Genomic DNA, 17,868 nt, shown 5'->3' on the forward strand with positions numbered 1-17,868 from the left:
GTTTGCAGGGGGATCTTGACGGGGGAGACGTTAGGTCGGGATCGATCATTCGGGGCATCCCAGCAGGACCATCCAGCCGAGCTGATGACAACGCGAGCCACCCGCTGCCGGTGACCCGTTCGGCCTAGTCAGGCCCCTCCGTTCGTACCGGAAATGCTGAAACCGGTTCCGCGCGGAACCGGTTTCAGGTATCAACTGTGAGAGCGCTCCCATGAACGCTGCCGCCGCACGAGCCCTCCCGGAGACCACATGGATCGCGACGACGTGCCCTACCTCGACGCCACGCTGCCGACCGCGGAGCGGGTCGCCGACCTCCTGGCCCGCATGACGCTGGCCGAGAAGGTCGGTCAGATGATGCAGCTGGACTCGAGGGAGGACCTGGACGACCACGTGCTGCACAAGCATGTCGGCTCGATCCTGCACACCTCGCCCGAACGAGTGCTGCGCGCGCAGGACCTCACCACGCGGACACGTCTGCGCGTCCCGTTGCTCATCGCCGAGGACTGCATCCACGGCCACTCGTTCTACGAGGGCGCGACGATCTTCCCGACGCAGCTCGGCATGGCGGCGACCTGGGATCCCGGGCTCGTCGAGCAGGTCGCGCGGGTCACCGCCGTCGAGGCCGCCGCGACCGGCGTGCACTGGACGTTCTCGCCGGTGCTGTGCATCTCCCGGGACCTGCGCTGGGGCCGCGTCGACGAGACGTTCGGCGAGGACCCCGTCCTGATCGGTGAGCTCGCGGCCGCGATGGTCCGCGGCTACCAGGGCGACGGTTTGACCGACGAGACGGCGATCCTCGCGACCGCCAAGCACTTCGCCGGCTACTCGGAGACCCAGGGCGGCCGTGACGCGAGCGAGGCGGACCTCTCGCGGCGCAAGCTGCGGTCGTGGTTCCTGCCGCCGTTCGAGCGGGTCGCCCGCGAGGGCTGCGCGACGTTCATGCTCGGCTACCAGAGCACCGACGGCGTGCCGATCACGGTCAACTCGTGGCTGCTGGACGAGGTGCTGCGCGGCGAGTGGGGCTACCAGGGCACGTTGATCACCGACTGGGACAACGTCGGCCGCATGGTCTGGGAGCAGAAGCTGCAGCCCGACTACGCGCACGCCGCCGCGGCCGCCGTGAAGGCCGGCAACGACATGATCATGACGACCCCGCAGTTCTTCGAGGGCGCGCTGCAGGCCGTCGAGGAGGGTCTGCTGGCCGAGTCCGACCTGGACCGGGCCGTCACCCGCATCCTGACGCTCAAGTTCGACCTCGGCCTGTTCGAGAACCCGCGCAGGCCCGACGCCGAACGCCAGCGCACGATGATCAACCACGACGACCACGTGGCGCTGAACCTCCAGGTCGCCCGGCGTTCGCTGGTGCTGCTGCGCAACGACGGCGTGCTGCCGTTCAGCAAGCCCAAGGGCAGGATCGCCGTAGTCGGCCCGCTCGCCGACGACGCCCAGACCCAGCTCGGCGACTGGGCGGGCTCCTCCGGCCAGGCCGACTGGCTGCCCACCGGCCACCCACGCGAGATGATCACCACGGTCCTCGACGGCCTGCGGGAACTCTCCTCGCAGGAGGTCACCTACGCCCGTGGCGCCGACATCCTGACGCTGGAGCCGGACCCCGAGGGCGACACGTTCCCGGACGGCCAGCCGCGACCGCCGATCGTGCGGCCGTGCGCGCCGGACGCGGACCTGATCGCCGAGGCCGTCGCGGCGGCCGAGGACGCCGACTACGTGGTGGCCGTCGTCGGCGACCGGATCGAACTGGTCGGCGAGGGCCGGTCCACCGCCACGCTCGACCTGATCGGCGGCCAGATCGCCCTGCTCGACGCGCTGGCCGAGACCGGCAAGCCGTTGATCGTGGTGCTGCTCGCCTCGAAGCCGCTGGTCCTGCCCGCGTCGGCGCACAAGGCCGCCGCGCTGCTGTGGGTGGCCAACCCCGGCATGCAGGGCGGCCGGGCGATCGCCGAGGTGCTGCACGGACTGGTCGAGCCGAGCGGCCGGCTGCCGATCTCGTTCGCGGCGCACGCCGGGCAGCAGCCGACGTACTACAACCAGATCCGCGGCCAGCACGGCACGCGCTACGCCGACCTGACGCAGGAGCCGGCGTTCGTGTTCGGCGAGGGCCTCTCGTACACGACGGTCGAGTACGGCGACCTGCGCGTGGAGACGGCCGTGCTGCGGCCCGACGAGACCGTCAAGGCGAGCATCTCGCTCACGAACACCGGGTCACGGCCTTCTCGCGAGACCGTGCAGGTCTACGTCAGCGACGCCGTCACGTCGGTGAGCTGGGCGGACAAGGAGCTCAAGACGTTCAGGCAGGTCGACGTGGCGCCGGGCGAGACCGTCAAGGTCGATCTCGAACTCCCGGTCGCCGCCTGCACGATCGTCGACGCGGACGGCAACCGGGTGGTCGAGCCGGGCGAGTTCGTCCTCCTGGTGGGTCCGAGCTCGAGGGACCTCCGCCGGGCGGAGTTCACCGTGAAGCCTCAGTTTTAGACGACACTGAAAGTATTGAGAGCGCTGGGAACGATCGTGAGGTAGCGGGGAGGGACCTCCACCGCCTTCGTGATCGCCCTCTTCACCGCCGGGACCAGGTCCGCGTCGACCAGTGCGACCGCGGGCCTGCCCGGCGGGTCGATGAGCATGCTCGCCCCTCGCGCACCGGCGGCGAGGGCGGCCCGGACCACCGCGTCCTGCTCCGGATCCGGGTCCTGGACGTGGTGGTACGCCGTCAAAGCCGCCCCGAGATCGTCGGTGTCCGCGGTGTACGGCCGTTCCGCCTGCGGTTCCTCGCGCCGGATCCGCGTGTCGACGACGAGCAGCCGCCGGCCGGGCAGGTCGAGCGCTGTCGCCGGAGGCTCTTCGAACCTCTCGCCCGCGAGGTCCCGCAGCGCCAGCCCCACCGCGGTCCGCAGAGCCTCACCGGCGGACAGGCCACTCCCCTGCGGCAGGTCCACGCTGCACATCAGCGCGGCACCGCCCTTCGCTCCCAGGCCCGCCGCCCACCGCGGGACCTCGTCCGACGGCAGCAGCACGCGCTCGACCGGCCGGTTCACCGACACGAGCTCGAGCCTGCCGTCGTCGCGCCGGTCCCCCGCCACGATGGCGCCCCACTTGGCGTGCACCTTGACGGCACCGCCCAGCAGGTTCAGCACGCCCGGCGCGTACCAGACGCCTTCGGCGGGCCGTCCGAACGTGCGCCGGAACGCGTGGGGCACCAGCCTGAGCTCCGGCGCGAGCTCAGGCCTGTCCGCGATGTCGGTCATGACGTCTTCCTGGCCAGCAGGCGGTAGGCGTTGCCGTTTCCGGTGCGGTGCGCCAGGAACCGGTTCACCGTCTGGTCCAGCCCCAGCGCGACGAAGAACGCCGGGATGCCGAGCGTCCACACCAGGAAGCTCCTGGTCCTGCGCAGCCGCACCCTCTCCGGACGCCACGGTGCCGGGGTGCGAGGTGCCTTGTTGCCGAGGAACAGCAGCAACGCGAGCGTGAAGTCGTTGCAGAGGTGGGCTTTCGCCCGTTCGGTGGCCACTGTGGTCAGTCCGCGCTCGGCCAGCGCCTGCTCCAGGTTGCCGATCGGCATCATGTGCTGGTGCTGCGGCTGGAACCACGGCATCCAGTACTGGCCGAACAACCGCCCGAGCCGCCACTCCGGGTCCGGCAGCTCGATCAGCAGGTAGCCGCCGTCCGGCAGCACGTCCGCGGCGATGTCGAGCTCCTCCCACGGATCGCGCACGTGCTCCAGGTAGTGGTGCATGCTGATCACGTCGTAGCGGCCCTTGAGCTCGCCCGCGAACTCCTTGAAGCTGCCGCGGTAGGCCTGCTCGATGCGGCCGAGCCGGGCGGCGTCCTCGATGGCCGCGCCCTGGTCCAGCCCGTCGAACGTCGTCCGTGGCAGAACCTCCTTGGCCCCCAGGCAGAAGTGGGCGTGCCCGGAACCGACGTCCAGCCACCGCTCGGGTGTGGTGAACGGCTCGACCATCCGCGCGCGGCCGTAGTACGGGTCGGTCTTGCCCGAGAACACCGCTTCCGCCGAGGTCTCACCGAGACCGTCGTAGAAGTCGCGGTAGTAGAAGCCCAGGCCTTCCTCGGACAGCCGCGGGTTCTGCCAGACGTGTCCACATCGGACACAGCGGTCCATCGTGAACGTGCCGGGCTTGCGCTGCACCAGGTCCGTGGCGGTGACCCAGCGGCGCAGCTCGGTGCCCCCGCAGGACGGGCAGGTGTCGCGCGGTGCCTCGTGGAAGTTCCGGTCGCGGTTCTGCTCGTACCAGGGCGTGGCCTGCCTGAGGTGCTCGGCCTGGCGGCGTTCGGCCGTGGACTTCTTGCCCCCGGCCGTCTTGAACCACAGGTAGGGCGTGCGCAGAGGCCGCGGCACCCACAGGTCACGCGGCCGCAGCGGCGTTCCGGCGAACACCAGGACCGGGTGGGCCCAGTAGGCGGCGAGCGCGACGAGTCCCCACTGCCAGTTCGTGACCAAGGCGGCCACGACGGTCGCATAGCCGATGACCGAGCCCGCGATCCACAGCGACGGCCGCTTGCCCAACTGCCGCAACGTCGCCGCGCGGTACCCGAGGTCGTACGGCCCTGCCCTGAGCCCTGGAGCGACCGCGAGGTCGACCCGTGCGCGGACGTGGTCCTTGACCCGCCGCACGAACGCGACGAACTCGGTGGGATCGTCCGGGTTGATCTCCTCGGCGTACTCCGCCCGCACCAGGACGGCCTGCGACGCGCTGATCCCGCGCGTCCACTGGTCGTCGCGGTACTTCGCCGGGTCGACCGAGCCGATCAGGTCCAGCGCGGCCACCGTGGGCAGATCGCGCGGAACGAGGTCGACCAGGTCGGCATCGGTCTCCCACGAGCCCTCCGGATGGACTCCGGTGGCGGTGAGGAGCGAGTGCCCGCCCGCGCCCTGGGCGAGCACTCGCAGCTTCGACGCGCGGGAACGCAGGCGCAGCACGTCCAGCAGGACGACCACCACGACCAACACGCTCAGGATCACCCGGCCACCACCTTTTCGAGTCGGTCGGCCGCGGCCGCTGCGCCGCCTGCCGCCAGGAACGATTCGCGCACGACCTCCGCGGCGGCCGCGTACTCCGGCTCGTCCAGCACGGATTCCAGTGCGCTTCTGATGTCCGCGGCCCGCGCCCGTGAGTAGGTCAGCCGCACGCCCGCACCCGCCTCGACGACCTGGGCGGCGACGGTCGGCTGGTCGTCCCGGATCGGCGCCACGACCAGTGGCAACCCGTGTGCCAGCGCCTCGCAGACCGTGTTGTGCCCGCCGTGCGTGACGACGGCGTCCAGGTGTGGCATCAGCGCGAGCTGTGGCACGGACGGCAGCATGAGGACGTTCGGAGGCGCGGGTCGCGGTGGTGCGACCATGACCACCTGAACGTCGAGGTCCGCGACGGCCTCCAGCACCTGGCCGAAGAACCGTTCGCCCGCAGGCCCGTTCAGCGTGCCCAGCGAGACGAGCACGCGGCGTTGACCGGTCAGCCGCTCCCAGGGGAACTCCGCACGTTCCACGCGATGCGCCAGAGCCGGTCCGACGAAGGCGACCTCATCCCCGAACTCCTCGGCCACGAGCGCCTTCGAGCTGTAGACCAGCACCAGCCGGTCGGAGAACCTGATGTCCCCACCGGCGAAGTCGTGCAGGAGATCGCGCACCCAGGCGTCGACCTTCGGCATCGTCCTCAGTGGATTGACCAGCTCGGCCGACGTGCTGGCCGACGTCACCCACGGCAGTCCCGCGCCGCGCGCCACCAACGGTCCCGCCAGCGCCTGCTGGTCGGCGACGACCACGTCCGGGGCGAACACCGTGACGGCGTCGGAGACTCCGGGCACCATCGCGTGCCCCAGCGGGAGCAGGAACTCCTCCCAGAAGAACTTGAGCACCGCCATCCCGCGCAACGCGAGCCAACGCTCCCGCTGCGCGCGGATGCCGTCCTCCAGGACGTCGTCGATCGCGGCGAACACGAGCGCGTCGTCCGGCAGGAGTGGTTCCAGCGTGCCGGGATGCCCGACCCACGCGACCTCGTGGCCGCGCGCCAGCAGCTCGCCGCCCACGGAGGCGGTCGGGTTGACGTGGCCGGTCAACGGCGGCACCACGAACAGGAACCGGCTCATGACGGCAACCAGTCGAACAGCACGTCGAGCAGTTCGGCCGTGGCTTCGCGGAGAACTGTGTGCCCCAGCCCGGACACCACGTGCAGGCGGCACGACGGGATGCGCTCGCGCAGTTCGGCGGCGGCCCCGATCAGTTCGGACTCGGCGCCGTAGACGCCGAGCACCGGGCACCGCACCTCGGTGAGGTCGAGCTTCGCGCCGGAGCCGAGGTCGTCGATCAGCGTCGTCCCGTTGAGCAACGCGTCGGCGTTCACGGCGAGCTTCGCGATCTTGCGCTGGCCCAGCGCCATCAGCTGGTCGTGCGTCCGGTCGAACTCCAGGCCCAGCGCCGCTACCGTCAGCGTGTTGGTGATGTCCTCGAACCACGCGTCGCCGACCACTCCCCCGACCGCCGACTCGACCAGCACGACGCCGCCGACCCGGTCGGGGGCCGCAACGGCCGCGTGCATCGCGACGACGCCGCCGTAGCTGTTGCCCAGCAGGAAGACCGGCTCGGTCACGCCGATCTCGTCCAGCACCGCGACCAGGTCCGCAGCGCTCTCCTCCGGCGTGTAGCCGGTCGGCGGCCGTTCGGACAGGCCGTGCCCGCGCAGGTCGAACAGCACCGTGCCGAACCCGGCCTTGGCCAGCGGTGCGGCGAGCGTGTAGTAGAAGCTGGACAGGTTGTCCATCACCAGGCCGTGCACGAACACCACGGTCGGCGCGTCTACTGGCCCGAGCCGCTGCACGTGGAACCGCAGCCCTCGGGCGTGAACGTCAGACACGAGCCGTGATGTGGTCGACGAGCCGGCCGACGGACATCGCCATGATCTCGTCGATGTCCATGTCCGCGAGGAACGCCACCAGGTCGACGCCGTAGTGGGCGTTGAGCCTGTCCGCGAGCGCGACGAACTCGATCGACTCCAGGCCCAGGTCGTCGCTGAACGTGGTGTCGCGGGTGATCTCCACGCCCAGCAGGAAGTCGGGCCCCACCACCTCCGTGACCATCCTGGCGACCTGTTGCAGCACCTCGTCCATCACTTCTCCGTTCGCACTCGGGCCGCGGCTCGCCCGGTTTCAGAGGTCACGTCGATCCGGGGCACGGCGAAGGCTCCGCGCACCCGCGCGTCGGCGTCCACGGTCAGCTCCGCCGGGTAGACGGGGCCGGCCCCGCGGTCCCACAGCCAGGCGCGCACGGCGTCCTTCACCGCGATCACGCGCAGCAGCCAGGCCCGTTGGGCGGGCACGTCGAGCCCGCCGTAATGCTGTCGTTCGGCGGAGTTCAGGTAGCGGCGCATGATCAGGTCGCGCGTCGCGCTGTCGGACCAGTTCTCGGCGACGGTGAGCCACTCACCGTCCCGAGTGGACAGCATCTCGGTGCCTGGCTTGAGCTTGACCTGCCAGATCCGGTCGTCCGTGGTGAACCGGCGGGTGGTCCAGCCGGTGATGCGGCACCACAGCGAGCCGTTCACGGTCAGCTCGGCGTCCGCGATCATCGCCTGCTCGGTGACCTCGCGGATCCACGCGGTGCAGTGGACGTCACCGGCCGGTGCCGGACCGTGGAACGACACCTGCTCGATCCCGGTCGGCAGCACCGTCTGGTCCTCCGTGCGGCAGACCTGCATCCAGTGCCCGATCAGCTGTCCCGCACTGTCCAGCAACGCACCCGGCGCGGGCAACGGCGTCAGCACTCCCGCGATCCCGTTGTCCGCCAGGCAGTCGATCGTCACCACACCTGCGAACGCCGGTCCGTGGAACATCCAGTTGTCCCGGTACAGCTCGGCGGCGGACACCGGTGCCGCGCGGACACCTTCGAGCTCCTTGCCGACCGGCTGAGGCGTCTGCGGGGACATCAGCACGATGCCTTCGGCGTAGTCGCCGACCTTCACCACAACGCGCTCGGGGCCTTCCGAGCGGGCGGAGATCTTCACGGTGGTCGCGGGCAGGGCCGTGAGCCAGCGCTTGGCCCTGACCTGCGCGAACCCGTGCACCGTGCCGCCGGTGAGCCTGCGGGCGGCGTCGGCGAAGACCTCCAGCAGGCCGGTCGCGGGCACGATCGGGAACCCGTCGGCGAGGTCGGGCCAGCCCGGTGCCTGCGGGAACACCGAGTGGTCCACCAGTTCCGGCATGGTCCGCAGGGAGAACTCGCGGGTGAACCCGGCCTCGTTCGGCCTGAGCGCGCCGGCGACCTCGCGCGCCACGGCGTTGGTGTGCGCCAGGAGCTTGGTGACCGCCGCCGACATGGGGCTGTCGTCGGCCACCAGCACGGGTTCGGTGCCGAGCGGGTCGAGGGTGATCCTGGGCGTGCCGAGCCGCAGGGTGACCTTGTGGTCGGTGCCGCGCTTGAGCCCGAACGCCCACAACGCTTCCGGCGCGATGTCGGCGGTCACGGCGATGTGCGGCTTGCCGTTCAGCGTGTCGCCGACGAAGCCCGGCAGGCTGCCCTGTCCGATCTGGACGAACGCGCGGAAGCCCTCCCGGTGCAGGCGTTCCAGCAACGGGCGGAACCTGACCGGTTCGACCAGGTGACGCAGGACCAGGTCGCGGACCTCGCCGGCGCTCATCGGTTCGAGGGAGTTCGCCGACCACACCGGGATGTCCGAGGCGCGGACCGGCAGCTGGTCGAGCATCTCCCTGGCCCGTCCCAGGTACGGGGCGAGCGCCGGGGTGTGGAAGCCGGTGCGGAACGGCATCAGCTGCGCCATGACGCCGTCGGCCTTGAGCCTGGCCAGGACCTCTTCCAGCTGGTCGATCGGCCCGCAGATCACCGACTGGTGCGGGCAGTTGTCGTGGCTGACCGTCACGCCGCCGGTGAGGTACCGCTCGGCCGTCTCGGCGGAGCATCCCAGTGCGGCGTAGGCGATGTCGACGACGGCGACCGCGCCGGGTCCCAGCGCGGCGACGAACTCGTCGATCGTCGGGTAGATGCCGCCGACGACCATCGCGGTCCACTCGCCCATGCTGTGCCCGGCGAGCGCGCCGGGGGTGATGCCGTGGGCGATGAGTTCGCGGGCCTCACGGCGGCCGTCCTGCAGCAGCCCGACGGCGTGGTCGACGACCTCGCCGCTGAACTCGCGCTCGAAGCCGGGGAACACGAACGCGACCTGGTCGGTGCTGCTCAGCAGCGGTTGCGGGGTGAACCAGATGTCGTGGCGGCCGGGCCAGGCCCTGCCCTGGGCCAGCACCCGTTCGGCGAGCTTGAGCTTGCGCTCGTCCGGGTTGCCGATGGCGAGCCGGAACGCCCTGTCGGCGCTGGAGGTGCGCCGGTTCCGCAGAGCCTCCGCCAGTTCCTCCGCGGTGTCGGCGGCGAAGGTCATGACCGGCTTGCGCGGCTTGGCGATGGTGTGACCGTCGAGGACGGCGTGGGCGTTGATCCCGCCGAACCCGAACGCGTTCACGACCGCTCGGTGCCGCCCGGTCCACTCGCGGGCGGTCGTCACCGGTGTGAACCTGGTGCCGTGCAACGCCGAATGCGGGTTCTCGACGTGCAGGGTCGGCGGCATCGTGTTGTGGTGCAGAGCGAGCGCGGCCTTGATGAGCCCCGCCATTCCGGCGGCGGGCATCGCGTGGCCGATCATCGACTTCACCGTGCCGATGCCGATCTCGTCGCCCTGCCCGCCGAACGCGTTGATCATCGTCTGGAGCTCGGCGGCGTCACCGGCCGGCGTGGCCGTGCCGTGCGCCTCGATCAGCCCCGGTGCATCGTCGTGGGGATCGAGACCCGCGCTGGCCCAGGCCCGGTGCACGGCAAGCAACTGGCCGTCGGGGTTGGGCGTCATCATGCTGGTCGCGCGGCCGTCGCTCGCGGTGCCGATGCCGCGGATCACCGCGTAGACGCGTTCGTCGCCGACGTCCTCGATGCGCTTCAGCACGACCATGCCGACGCCTTCGGACAGCAGCGTGCCGTCCGCCTTCTCGTCGAACGGCCGGATTCGCTCGCTCGGGCTGAGCGCCCGGAGCTGGGTGAAGACGCTCCACAACGTCGGGTGGTGGCAGACGTGCACGGCACCGGCGAGCATGGCGTCCGCGCGGCCCTCCTGGAGCTCGCGGACGGCGTGCTCGACGGCGACCAGCCCGGACGCACAGGCCGCGTCCACCGTGTAGGCGGTGCCCCTGAGGTCGAACCGGTTGGCGATCCGCGACGCGGCGAGGTTCGGCACGAGGCCGATCGACGACTCCGGCTGCTCCGGCCCGAACCTGTCCCGGATGGCCTGGCGCACCGTGTTCAGCTCGGCGCCGGCGAGGTTCGGGAAGAGGTCACGGACGACCGACACGACCTCGTCGGCGAGCCTGACCCGCTGGTCGAGGCGCGCGCAGCCCGGCGTCAGGTATCCGCCGCGTCCGACCACGACGCCGATGCGGTCCCGGGCCGGCAGGGCCGCTTCACCACCGGCGTCCGCGATGGCCTCGGCGGCCGTGGCGAGGGCGAGCAGCTGGTCGGGCTCCGCGCCGTCCACTGTGGACGGCATGATGCCGAACCTCGTGGGGTCGAACTCCGCCAGGTCGTCGACGAACCCGCCCCTGCGGCAGTAGAACCGGTCGCCGCTGGTGCTGTCCTGGTCGTAGTAGGTGGCAGGGTCCCAGCGGCCGGGTGGGATCTGCCCGATCGCGTCGACGCCGGCGGCGATGTTGCGCCAGAACGTGGCCGCGTCGGGGGCACCGGGGAAGACGGCGCCGATCCCGACGATCGCTATGCCTCCCATCGGTAGACCACCTGCACGTCCTCACCGGCGGCGATCTCGTTCAGCAACGCGTCGACGCCGTGCTTCGGCTCGATCAGCCCGATGCCGCGGCGCGCGTACTCGCCGGCGAGCCCGACGGCCATGCCCGCGCCGGCCCAGGGACCCCAGTCCACGGCGACGACCCTGCGCTGGCCACCCCAGAACCTGGCCATCCGGTCCAGGGCGTCGTTCGCGGCCGAGTAGTCGGCCTGCCCGCGGTTGCCGAACACCCCGCTCACGCTGCCGAACAACACCAGGAACCCGTCACCGAACGCCTTGGCGCCGTTGACCTTCGTGGTCCATACCCGGTCGAACGACTCCTGGGTCTTGGCTTCGATCAGCCTGTCGTCCAGCACGCCCGCGCCGTGGATGACGCCGTCGATCCGGCCGAACCGGGCCCTGACGTCGTCGAGGACCTTGCCCACGGCTTCGGCGTCGGTGACGTCGCACTCGTGGTAGCGCACTGAGGAAGCCTTGGCGCGCAACCGGTCCAGGGTCTGGCGGACTTCACGTTCGGCGAGCACCTTGCGCGCCCTGGCCGGCACGTTGTCCTTCTCCCCCAGCTCGAACAGCGCCTTCACGAGTTCGGGCTCGGTCGTGGCGTGGCCGAGCCGGTGGTCCTCCGGCGCGATCGGGGTGCGGCCGATCAGCTCGATGTGGCATCCGGTGCGCCCGGCGAGCTCGATCGCGGCCAGCGCAGTGATGCCGCGGGCGCCACCGGTCAGCAGCACGACGCTGTCCGCGTCGAGGGTGAGGGCCGCCGGACGGAGGTCCTCCGGCACGGCTTCGATGACCTGGCGCCTGCCCGCGGTGTAGCCGACGACCGCCGGGCCCGGTCCGATCTCGGCGAGGAGCGCGGTGGCGATGTCGCGGTGGCTTTCCTTGGGGTTGACGTCGACCGAGCGGACGACGAGGTCCGGGTACTCGAGCGCGGCCGTGCGGATCAGGCCGTGCAGGCCGATGTCCGCGGGCAGCTCGTCGGGCGTGTGGTCGAAGCCGAACGTGCCGCCGCCCGTGGTGACCACGACGAGCGCGACGCCGTTGGTCACACAGGCCTTGACCTCGCTGAAGGCCTCCGGCAGCCGTGCTCCGAGCCGGACCACGACGTCGACGCCGGAGAGGTCGGCCGGGAAGACCGGCTCGACGCGCGGGCGGGTGGTGTGGCGTTCGAGCAGGTCGGCGAGTTCGAGGCCGATCCCGTTGTCGTCGATGATCAGCACGCTCTTGCCGGTGAGGTCGGGCGGCGTCGCCGGCTCGTACGGCACGATTCGCGGCACGAGCCGCACCAGCCGTCCTGAGGTCGCTGGAGCCGGCGTCTCCCCGAACCACGCGACGATCCCGTCGATCGTCTTGAGCTGTGCCAGTTCGTCGATTTCTCCTGGCGCGCCCAGCTCCTGGGCCAGCTCGCCCACGATCTCCGCGCGCTTGATGGAGTCGATCGACAGGTCCGCTTCCAGATCCAGACCCGGCTGCAGCATCTCGATCGGATAGCCGGTGCGGGTGCTGATCGTCCGCAGCACGGCCGCCCGCACGTCCTTGGTGGGAGCGGCAACCGGTGCGGCGGCACCGAACCAGCCGACGATCCCCTCGATGGTCTTGAGCTGCGCGAGCTCGTCGACCGAACCGGCCGCCCCCAGCTCGGCCACCAGTTCGCCGACGATCTCCGTGCGCTTGATGGAGTCGATCGACAGGTCCGCTTCCAGATCCAGACCCGGCTGCAGCATCTCGGCCGGGTAGCCGGTGCGGGCGCTGATCGTGCGCAGCACCACCGCCGCAACGTCTTCCTGCGGTTTTGCTTGTGGTTGTGCCTGCGGTTCCACGTCGACGGAGGTCTGCTCGATCACCTGCCTCGGCGCCGGGCTCTCGGCGGGTGCGGTGCCGAGGTAGCTCACCAGCACGTCGCGCTGGGCGCTGACCGCGTCCCGCATCCCGTCCAGGAACTTCTCGATGATCTCGTCGCGCCCCAGCCCTGTTCCCACCCGCAGAGTGGGGAACTCGGTGGCGGGCCGGAGCCCGCCGGGCAGTGCGTCGCCGTTCGCGTCCCGCACGAGACCTCCATCCACGTACCAGGACGGCCGCCCCGGCACGGCCGTCGCCGGTTCGGCCCTGTCCTCGAACAGCGGTGCGGTGTCCACCTCGACACCGGCGACCGCGAGCGCCGCCAGAGTGCGCAGGAACGTCACGTGCTCGTCGCAGCGCAACGCCTGGTGCGGCCGGTCGCCGAGCGTCTTGCCCACCAACGACGTCAGCACGCCGCCAGGCCCTGCCTCGACGAAGATCCGCGCTCCCGACGCGTACATCGACTCGATCTGGTCCACGAACCGGACCCGGCCCGCGAGTTGCGCGGACAGTCCTTCGCGGACGTCCTCGTGTGGTCGCGCGGACACGTTCGACCACACCGGGAAGGCCGTCTGTCCAAGGGGAACGGCAGAAAGGCGTGCCGCGAACCGGTCGCGGGCGCCTGCCATCAACGGGCTGTGGAAGGCGGCGGCGACCGGGATGTTCTTCACGGTCAGCCCGGCACCCCGAAGCACCTCGACGGCGTTCTCCACGGCCTTGGTGGCACCGGAGATCACGACCTGCTCGGGTGCGTTGTGGTTGGCCACCACGACGTCCGGCGGCAGCAGTGCCTCGACCTCGGCCACCGGTGCGGACACCGCGGCCATGGTGCCGGGGTCCTCGCCGACCGCGTCCAGCATGGCCTCGGCACGGGCGGCGCTGAGGTCGAGCAGTTCCGCGGCGCCGAACGCACCGGCGGCCGACAACGCGACCAGTTCGCCGTAGCTGTGGCCACCGGCCAGGTCCGGCCGCACTCCCACGGAATCGAGCAGCGCCGTGACCATGAGCCCGGCGATGCCGAGCGTCGGCTGGGCGTTGCGGGTGTCGGTGATCTCCGCGCGCTGCCGTGCCACGTCGTCGGCGGTCAGCGCGGCCGGCGGGTACATCACCCGCTCGTACCGGGCGTCCAGGAAGTCCTGCAGCCGTGGGAAAGCCGTCACGAGGTCGAGCAGCATGCCCGGCCGCTGGCTGCCCTGGCCGGGATAGAGGAAGGCGACCTTCGGCCGTTCTCCGCTCCGCAGCCGCACCACGTCGGACTCGCGCCACGCTTCGACGTCCGCGAGCGCCCTGCTCAGACTCTCGTGATCACTGACCACGAACGCCGCCTGCACCGTGCCGCCACCGCACGCGGCGGCCAGCGACCGCAACGGCGTCCTCGGGTCGACCAGCGCGGCGAGGCGAGCGGCTTCCCGTTGCGCGGCAGCCTGGTCGTCACCGCGGACCAGGAACAGCTCGGCCGGCCAGGCGGTCAGGCCGTGGCGTGGCTCGTCGGCGCCGGTGTAGCCGGCCAGGACGGTGTGGAAGTTCGTACCGCCGAAGCCGAACGCGCTCACGCCCGCGACCCGGTTCCTGCTCGCCCAGGTCCGGTGGCCGAACGCGAACGGGCTGGTCTGCGCGTCCCAGAAGGCGTTGGGCTGCTTGACGTGCAACGTGCCGGGCCGCACGCCGGTGTGCACGGCGAGCGCCGCCTTGATCACACCCGCGAGTCCGGCTGCGCACTTGGCGTGCCCGATCTGCGACTTGACCGAGCCGATCGTGCAGGAGCCCGGTTCGGCCTCGGAGAACATCTCGGTGAGCGAGGCGAGCTCGGTCCGGTCGCCGACCACGGTTCCGGTGCCGTGTGCTTCGACGAGCCCGACGTCGGTGACCGGCAGTCCGGCGGACGCGTAGGCACGGCGCAGTGCCCGCTGCTGGCCTTCCGGACGTGGCGCGGTGAGGCCCATCGACCGGCCGTCGCTCGACGCGCCGATGCCCTTGATCACCGCGTAGACCCGGTCACCGTCCCGTTCGGCGTCCGCGAGGCGCTTCAGCACGACGCAGGCCACGCCCTCACCGAGCGCGATGCCGTCCGCCGCCGAGTCGAACGTGGCGCAACGCCCCTTGGCGGACAACGCCTTGACGGAGGCGAACATCTGGTAGTCGTGCGCGCTGTTGTGCAGGTCGACCGCGCCGCACAGGACCATGTCGCTGGTGCCGCCGACGAGTTCCTTGCACGCCACGTCGAGCGCGGCGAGGCTCGACGCGCAGGCCGCGTCGACCGTGTAGTTCGCGCCGCCGAGGTCGAGCCGGTTCGCGACCCGGCCCGCGATCACGTTGCCCAGCACGCCGGGGAACGAGTCCTCGGTCAACGCGGGCAGGTGGTCGTCCAGATCGTGGATACCCAAGGCGGGCAACGCGGTGCGGACGGTGTAGGCGTTCGCCAGGTCGGCGCCGGCCTCCGCTCCGAAGATGACCGACGTGCGTTCACGGTCGAACACCCGCGTCGCGTAGCCGGCGTCCTGGAGGGCTCTCGCCGAGACCTCCAGCGCCAGCAGCTGAGCGGGTTCGATCGAGGTCAGCGAGGCGGGCGGGATGCCGTACGCGAGCGGGTCGAACGCCGTGCGCGGCAGGAAGCCGCCCCAGCGGAACGGGCTGCCGTAGCGTTCGGGCGACCAGCGGTCCGGGGGGATCTCGGTGATGGAGTCGGTGCCCGCCAGGACGTTCGCCCAGAACTCGGCGACGTCCCGCGCGCCCGGCATGATCGCGGCCATGCCGACGATGGCGACGTCCAGCGGTTCCGCCGTGTCCTGCCGCTCGGCGGTCTCGGGGACGGTGCCGGAGACGATGTCCTCGTGCAGCTGAGCGATCGTGGTGCGTTCGGACCGCAGGGTCGCGACCTGACCGATCATGAACATGCCTTCGCGGCGCTGCTCGTCCTCACCGACTTCCCTGAGCCCGCCGTCGTCCCGGACGAGACCACGGCTGGCGAGCCGGAGCCGTCCCAGGTTGAGCTCTTCGAGCCGTTCCCAGCTCTCCTGCTTCGGCAGCCCGGCGAGCTCGGCCCGCGCCCGCTCGAACGTGTCCACGTAGGACGTCTGAGCGCAGCGGACCGCGTGGCCCGGCGAGGTCTCCAGCAGTGCGGTGTCCTCGCACTCCAGCGCGACCTGCTGGAACACCGGCCGGATGGCGCCGTGCGTGACGGCTTCCTCGGTGAACAGGTAGGCCGTGCCGACGAGGACACCGACCGCGGCGCCCAGGGCCGCGATCGGTGCGGTCATCGCGGAGATCATCGCGGCCGAACGGGCGTCGTGGACTCCCCCGGCGAACAACACCGTGATGTCGCCGATGTCCTTCTTGCGGCCGCGCAGCACGTCGATCTGCTGCTGCCACAACGTGAAGCTGGACCGCGGGCCGGTGTGCCCTCCGCACTCCGAGCCCTCGAAGACGAACTTGCGCGCGCCCTCGTCGAGGGACCGGCGCAGCAGCGCGGGTGACGGCACGTGCAGGAACGCCTCGATGCCGGCGTCCTCCAGCTCGCGCGCCTGCGCGGGCGTGCCACCGGCGACGATCGCGTACTTCGGCCGGACCGCCAGCACGGCCTCCAGCTGCCGCGCCCGCAACTCCGGCGGCGCGAAGCCGAGCAGGCCAACACCCCACGGCCGGTCACCGAGCCTGGCCGCGGTGTGGTCCAGCAACTCGCGGACCGCCGCGCCCTCCATCAGCGCGAGCGCGAGGAACGGCAGCGCCCCGCCCTCGGCGACGGCGGCGGCGAACGCGGGCTGGTCGCTGACGCGCGTCATCGGCCCCTGCGCGATCGGGTACCGCAGGCCGGGCACGCGGTCGCAGAACGGACCGCCGGCCCGGATCGAGCGGTGCTCACCCGTCAGGGTGAGATTGTCCCGGATGCCGCGCTGAATCGCGCCGACGACGCCCCCGACGGTGCCATGTGAGATACGGTAGAAATCGGCCAGGGAACCTTCTTGACCAATTTCCAGCGCCTTTTGACGAACATGCACGCGTAACCCGTCGTTCACGACGGTGTCAGCGCCGTCCATCATCCGGACCGCGTTGACAATTTCTCCGGAAATCTGTTTCCGAGCCTCCGCGACGAGTGCGAGCTGCCCTTCCAGCACCACTCCACGCGCACCACCGGCGACCGCGGCGGCCGCCGTGTCGGGCCCGATCGACCCGGCCACCCAGACCGGCAGATCGGTCAGCGCGAGCACCTGCTGGAGCAGGACGAACGCGGGCGAACCACCCACTCGGCCGCCTGCCTCGGCACCCTTGGCGATCAATCCGGCCGCCCCGAACTCGATCGCGGCAACGGCTTCCGCCACCGAGGTGACCACCGCCAGAACCCGGCGTTCACCCAGCTCAGACAGGTTGGGAGCATGCCGGGCGAGATCGACTACGACGGTGTCGACAGCCTCAGGCAACGGGACCGTCAACGGCCCGTGCAGCCGCACCCCGAACGCACGCGAGTACCGCGCCGTGACGCGCCCGAGGTCGGCGGCGGCGTCCGGCCCGAGGTCGAGCACGCCGAGCCCGCCCGCCCGTTCGGCGGCGACCACGAGGGCAGGGTTGGGGGTGCTGAACGGACTCAGACACAGCACCCGTTCTCGATCCGAGAGCATCTTCACTGCGCTCACTTCCTCACCCGGCAGGGTGGGGAGAAAGGAATTCAGCTAGGGCTTCCTACTGGCCGGTACGGTGACAACGCGCTCACCGTACGCACAAACCCGATGTGCCGTCGAGAGGGGTGGTGAAACTTTCTCACATACGTAACCTGACGAATGACCCCGGATGGCGGGGTGCATTACTCCGGTTCGCGGATGGCGTGACGTGCTATGGCGAGCTTGGCAACTGCATGATGTCGGCGCCGCACCGACAGGTTCTGTTCACCAAGATCGGCCGGGCGCCTCGGCGTGGTGGGTGACGATCACCTGGCGCGCGCCCGGGAGTGTCCGGACCGGCGGCTCGACCGGCTTGCGGGCGGCCGCCGGCGTGCTGTGCCCGGCGCCGGTCACGAGCTCAGCCGTCGACGCCGCACCGGTCGGCCGGTCCCGCCGTGCACGCAGGCCGCCTTACACCGGTACTGGCCGCCGCTTCCGGTGCCCACCCTCGCTCTTCCGCGAAACCGTTGCGCGCCAACCGGTCCGCGTCGGACGGCACAACGAAGTGATCGCGTTCACCGCGATCTAGGCGCGGCACACCTGGTCGATGCCACCGTGCC

Annotated in this window: 8 protein-coding genes; 1 reads left to right on the forward strand and 7 read right to left on the reverse strand. The window is 71.0% G+C overall.

What is annotated here, in order from left to right; all coding sequences use genetic code 11:
- Positions 1-249: 249 nt before the first annotated feature.
- Positions 250-2,490, forward strand: a complete 2,241-nt coding sequence (locus ACRSBM_RS19635; RefSeq protein WP_434445069.1) for a glycoside hydrolase family 3 N-terminal domain-containing protein — start codon at positions 250-252, stop codon at positions 2,488-2,490.
- Here ACRSBM_RS19635 and ACRSBM_RS19640 read toward each other — a convergent pair.
- The 7 genes from ACRSBM_RS19640 to ACRSBM_RS19670 are packed head-to-tail and all read right to left on the reverse strand — an operon-like array spanning position 2,487 to position 17,284.
- The gene (locus ACRSBM_RS19640) at positions 2,487-3,260 is read right to left on the reverse strand and encodes a hypothetical protein (protein ID WP_434445070.1); all 774 of its coding nucleotides are present in this window, start codon (positions 3,258-3,260) and stop codon (positions 2,487-2,489) included. The two genes, ACRSBM_RS19635 and ACRSBM_RS19640, sit on opposite strands and share 4 nt — an antisense overlap.
- Complete coding sequence (locus ACRSBM_RS19645; protein WP_434445071.1) at positions 3,257-4,993, reverse strand: methyltransferase domain-containing protein; 1,737 nt, start codon at positions 4,991-4,993, stop codon at positions 3,257-3,259. Before ACRSBM_RS19645 ends, ACRSBM_RS19640 begins: the two co-directional genes overlap by 4 nt.
- The gene (locus ACRSBM_RS19650; RefSeq protein ID WP_434445072.1) at positions 4,990-6,117 is read right to left on the reverse strand and encodes a glycosyltransferase; all 1,128 of its coding nucleotides are present in this window, start codon (positions 6,115-6,117) and stop codon (positions 4,990-4,992) included. Before ACRSBM_RS19650 ends, ACRSBM_RS19645 begins: the two co-directional genes overlap by 4 nt.
- The gene (locus ACRSBM_RS19655; protein ID WP_434445073.1) at positions 6,114-6,881 is read right to left on the reverse strand and encodes an alpha/beta fold hydrolase; all 768 of its coding nucleotides are present in this window, start codon (positions 6,879-6,881) and stop codon (positions 6,114-6,116) included. The genes ACRSBM_RS19650 and ACRSBM_RS19655 overlap by 4 nt, the downstream gene beginning before the upstream one ends.
- The gene (locus ACRSBM_RS19660; protein WP_434445074.1) at positions 6,874-7,134 is read right to left on the reverse strand and encodes an acyl carrier protein; all 261 of its coding nucleotides are present in this window, start codon (positions 7,132-7,134) and stop codon (positions 6,874-6,876) included. Before ACRSBM_RS19660 ends, ACRSBM_RS19655 begins: the two co-directional genes overlap by 8 nt.
- Entirely contained in the window at positions 7,134-10,799 is a 3,666-nt protein-coding gene (locus ACRSBM_RS19665; protein ID WP_434445075.1) for a beta-ketoacyl synthase N-terminal-like domain-containing protein, read from the reverse strand. The genes ACRSBM_RS19660 and ACRSBM_RS19665 overlap by 1 nt, the downstream gene beginning before the upstream one ends.
- Positions 10,787-17,284 carry an SDR family oxidoreductase gene (locus ACRSBM_RS19670; protein ID WP_434445076.1) on the reverse strand — a complete coding sequence of 2,166 codons (6,498 nt, stop codon included), beginning with the start codon at positions 17,282-17,284 and terminating at the stop codon, positions 10,787-10,789. Before ACRSBM_RS19670 ends, ACRSBM_RS19665 begins: the two co-directional genes overlap by 13 nt.
- Positions 17,285-17,868 lie beyond the last annotated feature (584 nt).

It is taken from the genome of Lentzea xerophila, from assembly GCF_051094245.1.
Lineage (GTDB): Bacteria > Actinomycetota > Actinomycetes > Mycobacteriales > Pseudonocardiaceae > Lentzea > Lentzea xerophila.